Source organism: Arthrobacter sp. GCM10027362, assembly GCF_042679445.1.
Lineage (GTDB): Bacteria > Actinomycetota > Actinomycetes > Actinomycetales > Micrococcaceae > Crystallibacter.
Genome location: NZ_JBHTML010000445.1, coordinates 1 through 618 on the forward strand (window position 1 = coordinate 1; position 618 = coordinate 618).

Sequence of the window (618 nt, forward strand, 5' to 3'; positions counted from 1 at the left end):
CGGCGGCGTGGCCGGCCTGGTCGCCGCCCGCGACCTGGCCCGGCAGGGCCTGGCCGTCTCCGTGCTCGAGGCCTCGGACTCCTTCGGCGGCTGCGTGGCGCGGCACGAGGTGGCCGGGCTGATGCTGGATGCCGGTGCCGAATCCTTCGCCACCCGCTCCCCGGTTGTTGCGGAGCTGGCCGCCGATCTGGGACTGGGGGAAAGCATCGTTGCGCCGAACCCGGCCGGGGCGTGGATCCAGCTGCCGGAATCGGCCCAGCCGATGCCCAAGACCAGCGTCCTGGGCATTCCCGCGGATCCGGCCGAGGCTGACATTGTCAAGGCGATCGGCCGGCGGGCCGCGCTGCGCGCCGCCGCGGACAAGGTCCTGCCACTGGGGACCTTGGTGCGCAAGGAACAGCTCAGCCTGGGCGAGCTGGTGCGCACCCGGATGGGATCGGCAGTGCTGGACCGGCTGGTCGCTCCGGTGGCCGCCGGGGTGTACTCGGCGGACCCGGACGTGCTGGATGTGGATTCGGTGGTTCCGGGGCTGCGTGCCGGGGTGATCAAGCACGGTTCGCTGTCCGCGGCCGTGGGCGCCCTGCGCCGGGCCGCTCCGGCCGGTGCCGCCGTCGCCCG

1 protein-coding gene is annotated in these 618 nt (G+C 74.3%); it reads left to right on the top strand.

What is annotated here, in order from left to right; genetic code table 11:
* Positions 1–618: protoporphyrinogen/coproporphyrinogen oxidase (locus tag ACFQ36_RS23270; RefSeq protein ID WP_377017999.1), on the top strand; the 618-nt coding region annotated here is incomplete at both ends.